This window comes from Sphingomonas sp. ATCC 31555, from assembly GCF_000282895.1.
Classification (GTDB): domain Bacteria; phylum Pseudomonadota; class Alphaproteobacteria; order Sphingomonadales; family Sphingomonadaceae; genus Sphingomonas.
This window is the reverse complement of sequence record NZ_ALBQ01000002.1, coordinates 60,149-66,795: the sequence shown is the minus strand read 5'-3', so window position 1 is coordinate 66,795 and position 6,647 is coordinate 60,149. Positions and strand designations below refer to the sequence as shown.

Below are 6,647 nucleotides of genomic sequence, written 5' to 3'. Positions count from 1 at the left end.
CCGACACCGACACCGACACCGACACCGACGCCCACTCCGACGCCAACGCCCGCTCCGACTCCAACACCAACACCAACACCAACACCAACACCCACACCCACACCGACGCCGACGCCGACGCCGGCTCCGACTCCAACACCGACACCGACGCCGACGCCCACGCCCACCCCCACTCCAGCCCCGACGCCGGTAAACGCCTCCCTGCTCGCGCTTACGCAGAGCGAGACCTTCGGCAGCGATGCGACGGGGTTTGCCGGCACCTTCTATCCGGATGCGCGGGCGTGCGGGTGCCTCACGGCATCGCTCGGTCTCACCATCCGCTTCGACGCGGCGACCAGCAGCTATACCGTAAGTGACGGGATCAACACCGAAACCTTCGTGCCCGGCGACGTCGATGCCGCCCAGTCAAGCGCGGCGCTGCGCGTCTATCGTCATGCGGGCACGAACAGCGAATATACTCTGTCGCTCACTCTGCCGGGCACCAGCGGCGCGCTCACCTATCGCTATGTCGGGGCGGGGTTCTGGCAGCGCGTGGATTTCGCGACGGACGGCAGCGGCGCGTTCCGCTTCGATGCCTTCACCTATGGTGTGCGCACGCCCGATGCGGCCGTGCCGCGCACCGGCAATGGCCATTATGCCGTCGATCTGATCGGCGCGCTCGGCTTCGGCGTGCTCGAAAGCCTGGTCGGCAGCGGCAGTCTCCAGGTCGATTTCGCCACCGGCAAGCTCGTCACCAGCGGCACCGTCCAGCAGGTCGCCAGCGATACCGGCAACGTCGTCACCAGCTCCGCCTTTATCGGCCAGGCACAGCTGAACAGCGCGACCAATGGCTTCACCGGCAGCTTCGCCTTTTCGGGCGGCGATCTCGCCGGCGCGCTTCAGGGCGGCTTTTACGGCCCCGCGGCGGAGGAAGTCGGCGCCGCCTGGACCGCGTCGAACGCCGATGGTCGCGCCGCCTCCGGCATCTTGATCGGCCGGCAATCGGGAAGCCAGCTGGGCAACACCACGCTCGACAACCTTGCCGCCAGCCAGATCTTCGGCAGCGAAACCGCCACGCTGCGCGTCGACTATACCGAAGCCGGCGGCGCCGCCGCGACGCTGTCCAGCACCGCACAGGCGCTGGTCGTCAGCTATGACGCCGCCTCGGGCAACTATACCGTGATTGCCGGCCCGCGCAGCGCGCTGTTCTCCACCGGCGGCACCTCGGGCGCGGCGGATCTGCTCACGCTCGATGCGCTGGGCGCGCTGCGCTATGTCCGCGCTGGTCGCTGGGCGACCACCACCAGCACCAACGGCATCACCAGCCGGACGATCGACGCCTTCACCTTCGGGCTGAAGACCGCGGACGGCGCTCTGCCCCGCACCGGATCGGCCAGCTATGCGCTCACCCTGGCCGGCGTGCTGGTCGATGCCAGCCAGGCCGGCCCGCTCGCCCTGTCGGGCAGCGGCACGCTCAGCGCCAACTTCGCGACAGGCACGATCGCCGCCGGCGGCACCGCCACCGCCAGCTTCACCGATGCCGCCAACGCCACTACCAGCACCAACGGCAGCTTCACCGGCAGTGCCACGCTCGCCAGCGCCGCCAATGCGTTCGGCGGCAGCCTGACGCTCGATCTGCTCGGCAGCTACACCGGGGCGCTGACCGGCCATTTCTATGGTCCCGCGGCCGAGGAAGTCGGCGCCAGCGCCGCGCTCACCGATGCGGCGGGCGAAGGCGCCGCCGTCAGCCTGGTCGGCGGCCGCACCGCCAGCGCCAGCGCCGCCGGCCGCACGCCGGTGACGCCGGACATCGCCGCCGTGGTCGGGGGCTATGCTCTTACCGGCCTGCCCGGCCTGGCGGAGACCAGCCTGTTGCTCACCGCCGCCGATCGCGAGGCGATCACCAGCGCAGCCGGCTTCGACGTCTATCGGCGCACGCTCGCCGCCGGCACGGTGGAGGCGCGCATCTACGATGCCGCCGCCGGCCCGCTGGCGCTCAGCTATGCCAGCTTCGCCGAACTGGGCATGCTCGCCGCCAATGCCGGCACGGCCGATGCGCAGCGCTGGTATCTGCCCTTCGGTCAGCGCACCACGGCGGATCAGATGCCGCGCACCGGCACCGCCAGCTATGCCGGCCTGGTCTTCGGATCGGGCAGCGTCGCCGGCGCGGGCTATGCGCTTTCCGGCAGCAGCAGCTTCGCAGTCGATTTCGCGCGCTCCAACGCCACCGGCACGCTGGCGATCACCGGCAGTGGCGCCGCCGGCGCCCGCGATTTCGGCAGCTTCGGCTTCCAGTCCTCGGCGCTGTCGAGCGGCGGCTTCACCGGCGCGCTCACTGCGTCCGGCGGCTCGGGCAGCCTTACCGGCTGGTTCTTCGGCCCGCAGGCGCAGGAGATCGGCGCGACGTTCGATGCCGTGCGCACGCTGGCGAACGGCGATCGGGCTACGCTTTCGGGCGCGACCCTCGCCAAGAAGACGCCGTGACCCAGCGCATCGCGGCGGCCCTGGCGCTGGCCCTGCTGGCGCCGCTCCCCGCCTTCGCCCAGACGACCGAACAACGCCGGGTCTCGGCGGTCGAGCTGTTCGCCCTCGCCGCGCGCGCCACCCCGGACGAGGCCGAGACGATGTACCGCGCGCTCGCCCGCGATCCGGATGCGGAGGTTCGCGCCGAAGCCCGCTTCCGCCTCGGCCAGCTGCTCGAACGCGGCGGTCGCCCGCGCGAGGCGGCGGCGCAGTATCGCGCGCTGCTCGACGAAAAGCCCGATGCCGCCCGCGTCCGGCTCGAACTGGCCCGACTGCTCACCCAGCTCGGCGATGAGGGCGCTGCTCGTCGCGAACTCCGCCAGGCCCAGGCCGGCGCGCTGCCGCCGCAGGTGGTGCAGATCGTCGACCAGTTCGCCGCGGCGCTGCGCTCGCGCAAGCCTTGGGGCGCCAGCCTCGAAGTCGCGCTGATGCCGGACAGCAACGTCAACCGCGCCACGGATGCCGCCACGCTCGATACCGTGCTCGCTCCGCTCCAGCTCTCGCGCGATGCTCGCGAACAATCGGGCATCGGCGCCCGCGCCGCCGGTCAGCTCTATGCCCGCGTGCCCCTCGCCGCCAACCTCGCGCTCGTTCCGCGCGCGGCCGCCCAGGCCGATCTGTATCGTCAGAGCCGCTTCAACGATGTCTCCGCCTCGGCGCTGGTCGGCCTGGAATGGAGCCTGGGGCGCGATCGGCTGCGGCCGTCGATCGGCGGCACCCAGCGCTGGTACGGCAACCATCCCTATGCCCGCACCGCCACCGCCGCGATCGATTGGCAGCACCCGCTCGGCACGCGGGCCCAGCTCACCACCAGCGCGACGATCGCCGATACCCGCTATCGCGACAATGCGCTTCAGAACGGCCTGCTGCTGAACGGCGCGGTCGCCTACGAGCGTGCCTTCTCGCCCCGCGCGGGCGGCAGCATCACCCTTTCGGCCACGCGCCAGACGGCCCGGGATCCCGGCTTCGCCACCGCCTCGGGCAGTGCGTCGCTGCTCGGCTGGCGCGAATTCGGCCGCACCACGGTCTATGCCACCGCCGGGCTGCGGCGGCTGGAAGGCGATGCGCGGCTGTTCCTCTTCGCCGATCGCCGCAAGGACTGGAACGTCAGCCTCGGCGTCGGCGCCACCTTCCGGCGGCTGCAGGTGCGCGGCTTCGCGCCGATCGTGCGGTTCGAATGGGAACGCAACCGATCGTCGATCGGCATCTATGATTATGCCCGCACGGCAGCGGCGATCGGCGTCACCCGCGCGTTCTGATGCACCGCCGCGCGCGGCTCCGGCGTGGCATCGGCGACCACGCGGTTCCGGCCGTCCCGCTTGGCGGTGTACAGCGCCGAATCGGCCTGCGCGACCAGCCGGTCCCAGCGTCCTTCGCCGCCCTGCCCCTGGGCATGGCCGATGCTGACCGTGCATTGCAGCGTCCCGCCCTCGTCCAGCGACAGCGTCGCCCCGGCGATCGCGGTGCGGATCCGCTCGGCCAGCGTCGCCACCTGCTCGGCGCCGGTCGCGGCCGGCAGCACCAGGAATTCCTCGCCGCCGATCCGGCCGACCAGGTCGTCCTCGCGCACCGTGGCGGCGATCTGGCGCGCCACCATCACCAGCATCCGGTCTCCCACGCCGTGCCCCCAGCGATCGTTGATCGCCTTGAAATGATCGATGTCGAGCAGGATCACCGCTGCCGCCCGGTTGCCGCGCGCCAGCCCGGCCTCCCAGATCACCCGCCGGTTGAGCAGGCCCGTCAGCGGATCGCGCGTGGCGTGCTGGATCAGCTGGGCGTTGAGCTGCCGCGCGATCATCCACAACAGGCAGATCGCAATTACCCAGGTCAGCATGAAGCGGGCGGTCAGCCCCATGATCGAACTGGCCTCCAGCGCCGCGTCGCTGGTGTCGCCGTCCAGCAGCACCATGATCCGCAGCGCCAGCACGCCTGCCCAGATCAGGTGGAACATCGCGGCCATCCGCGCGGGGCCGCGCTGCTCGGCATCGGCATGCCGCCACAGCACCCGCGCCGTCGCCAGCACCATCGATCCGCGCGTCAGGCAGCCCAGCAGCATCATCACCCAGTCGTAATGCGTCGCGGTCGACAGCCCATAGCCGATCTGGGCCAGCGCGATCGCCAGCGCCAAGCCGAGCGGCCAATTCTCGCGCGCCGGCCGGCCGAAAAAGGCGTTCGCGGCCACCAATCCCATCGCCGGTCCTGCATCCACCGTCAGGTTCGCCCATAAGGTCAGATGGGGAAAGCCCTCGGGCCCGTAGGGCAGTTGCAGCAGCACGAAACCCAGCGCCAGCAGCGCGTTGCCGCCCGCCCAGATCGCCAGGCTGGTCCGCACCGGCCCATGCGGCTGGTGCCGCGCCACCGCCACGAAGCACAATGTCGACAAAGCACAGGTCAGGGCATTCACGAAGAACATCGTCGACAGATCGAAGTTCGCGTTCAACGCTTCCATGATCCGCACCCTATCGCCACGCGCTTAAAGATTTCTGGATATGATATTCCGGCATTCCACGTCTCGCGGGAATGGCGCGGCGCTTCAAGTCCACTTTTTCCGCGCGATCGGACGGTGAAAACTGCGGGCGAAGCTGCGTCGCACAGTGCTCGGGTGCCACTCTGGGCCGGCCCTGAATGTCCCAAAGTACAGGGGTGCGCGCAATACTTCGTTGCACTTGACGCGGCCTGCCGCGCGGCCGGCTTTCTATAACGCCGCTTAGCATTCCGCGTCCGCGCGGCCCTGAACGGAAGGAACGCCCCTTGCATCCGGAACTCGCGACCCGCCTCGATTTCGTCGGCTACACCGCCGAAAAGCGCGCCCTGCTCGCGGACGCGCGCGATACCATCCTCGCCGCGATGCGTCCGGCGCTCGACCGGCTGTACGGCCAGATCGCCGCCTATCCCGAAACCGCGAACATGTTCTCGGGCCCGAGCCACATCGAAAAGGCCAAGCAGCTCCAGTCCGAACATTGGGGCCATCTCGCCGGCGCCGCGTTCGACGGGGACTATGTCGCCCGCGTCAAGCGGATCGGCGCCCGCCACGCGCAGATCGGCCTCACGCCGCAATGGTATATCGGCTCCTACGCGATCATCCTCGATTCGCTCATCCAGAGCATCGGCGCCGCCCCCGCCGGCCCGCGCCTCCCCTTCTTCCCCGCCAAGGCCGATCCCCGCTTCGATCAGCTCCGCGCGATCGTCACTGCCGCGCTGATCGATCTGGAGATGTCGGTCTCCATCTATTTCGAGCAGGAACAGGCCAGCCGCGCCACCGCGATGGCGGCGCTGCAGGAACGCGAAAAGTCGCTCGCCAGCCTGCTCGGCGCGATCAACGAGACGGTGGACGCGATCCGCACCGGTTCGCAGGAAATCGCCCAGGCCTCCACCGATCTCGCGCGGCGCACCGAAAGCAATGCCGCCAGCCTCGCCGAAACCGCCGCCTCGGTGCAGGAGATGGACCAGCGCCTCAAGGCCACCGCGCAGAGCGCCCGCCGCACCGTCGAGCGCGCGGACGGCGCCAAGGCCACCGTCGACACCGGCCGCACCATCACCGAACAGGCGGTGACCGCGATGGAGCGCGTCGCCGAAAGCGCCAAGGGCATCGACAATGTGATCGAAGGCCTCGACAAGATCGCCTTCCAGACGCGCGTCCTCGCGATGAACGCGGCGGTCGAAGCGGGGCGCGCCGGCGAGGCGGGCCGCGGCTTCGCGGTGGTCGCCGATCTCGTCTCGGCGCTCGCCATGCGCGCCGAGGAGGAGGCCGGCCGCGCCCGCGATCAGCTCACCGCAACGCAGGCCGATATCGTCACCGCGGTCGGCATGGTCGAGAAGGTCGATGGCGCCCTGTCCAACATCTCGGGCGACGTCGCGACGGTGAACGACCTCCTCACCCAGATGGCCAGCGACAACCAGGCCCAGGCCGGCGCGATCAGCGAAGTCTCGGCGACGATCGGCGAAATGGACCGCGCCACTCAGCAGAACGCCGCGATGGTGGAGGAAACCACCGCCGCCGCGCAGAACCTCGCCCGCGAAGTCGATCGCCTCGCCCGCCAGGCGAGCAGCTTCAACGACGCCGGCACCACCCCCGGCCAGGGCGCCCGCGCCACGGTGAAGGCGCTGGCGGCGATGGCGGGGTGATCGAGGGGCCCCTCGCTGCC

5 protein-coding genes are annotated in these 6,647 nt (G+C 70.3%); 4 read left to right on the top strand and 1 reads right to left on the bottom strand.

What is annotated here, in order from left to right; all coding sequences use genetic code 11:
• The 3 genes from B215_RS21705 to B215_RS0100775 form a co-directional block, all read left to right on the top strand.
• A partial coding sequence (locus tag B215_RS21705) for a hypothetical protein (RefSeq protein WP_037512661.1) occupies positions 1-356 on the top strand: 356 nt, incomplete at its 5' end.
• Between the two features lie 22 nt (positions 357-378).
• Positions 379-2,463 (top strand): beta strand repeat-containing protein, encoded by a 2,085-nt coding sequence (locus B215_RS21945; protein ID WP_020424483.1) that lies wholly within the window; start codon positions 379-381, stop codon positions 2,461-2,463.
• Positions 2,460-3,761: a surface lipoprotein assembly modifier gene (locus B215_RS0100775; protein ID WP_019367716.1), complete on the top strand. Its 1,302-nt coding sequence runs from the start codon at positions 2,460-2,462 to the stop codon at positions 3,759-3,761. The genes B215_RS21945 and B215_RS0100775 overlap by 4 nt, the downstream gene beginning before the upstream one ends.
• On the opposite strand, the gene B215_RS19340 is transcribed toward B215_RS0100775, so the two are convergent.
• Positions 3,716-4,951, bottom strand: a complete 1,236-nt coding sequence (locus B215_RS19340; RefSeq protein WP_019367715.1) for a GGDEF domain-containing protein — start codon at positions 4,949-4,951, stop codon at positions 3,716-3,718. The genes B215_RS0100775 and B215_RS19340 overlap by 46 nt on opposite strands.
• Positions 4,952-5,253: 302 nt before the next feature.
• Here B215_RS19340 and B215_RS0100765 point away from each other — a divergent pair, with 302 nt between their 5' ends.
• Complete coding sequence (locus B215_RS0100765; protein WP_019367714.1) at positions 5,254-6,627, top strand: globin-coupled sensor protein; 1,374 nt, start codon at positions 5,254-5,256, stop codon at positions 6,625-6,627.
• Positions 6,628-6,647 lie beyond the last annotated feature (20 nt).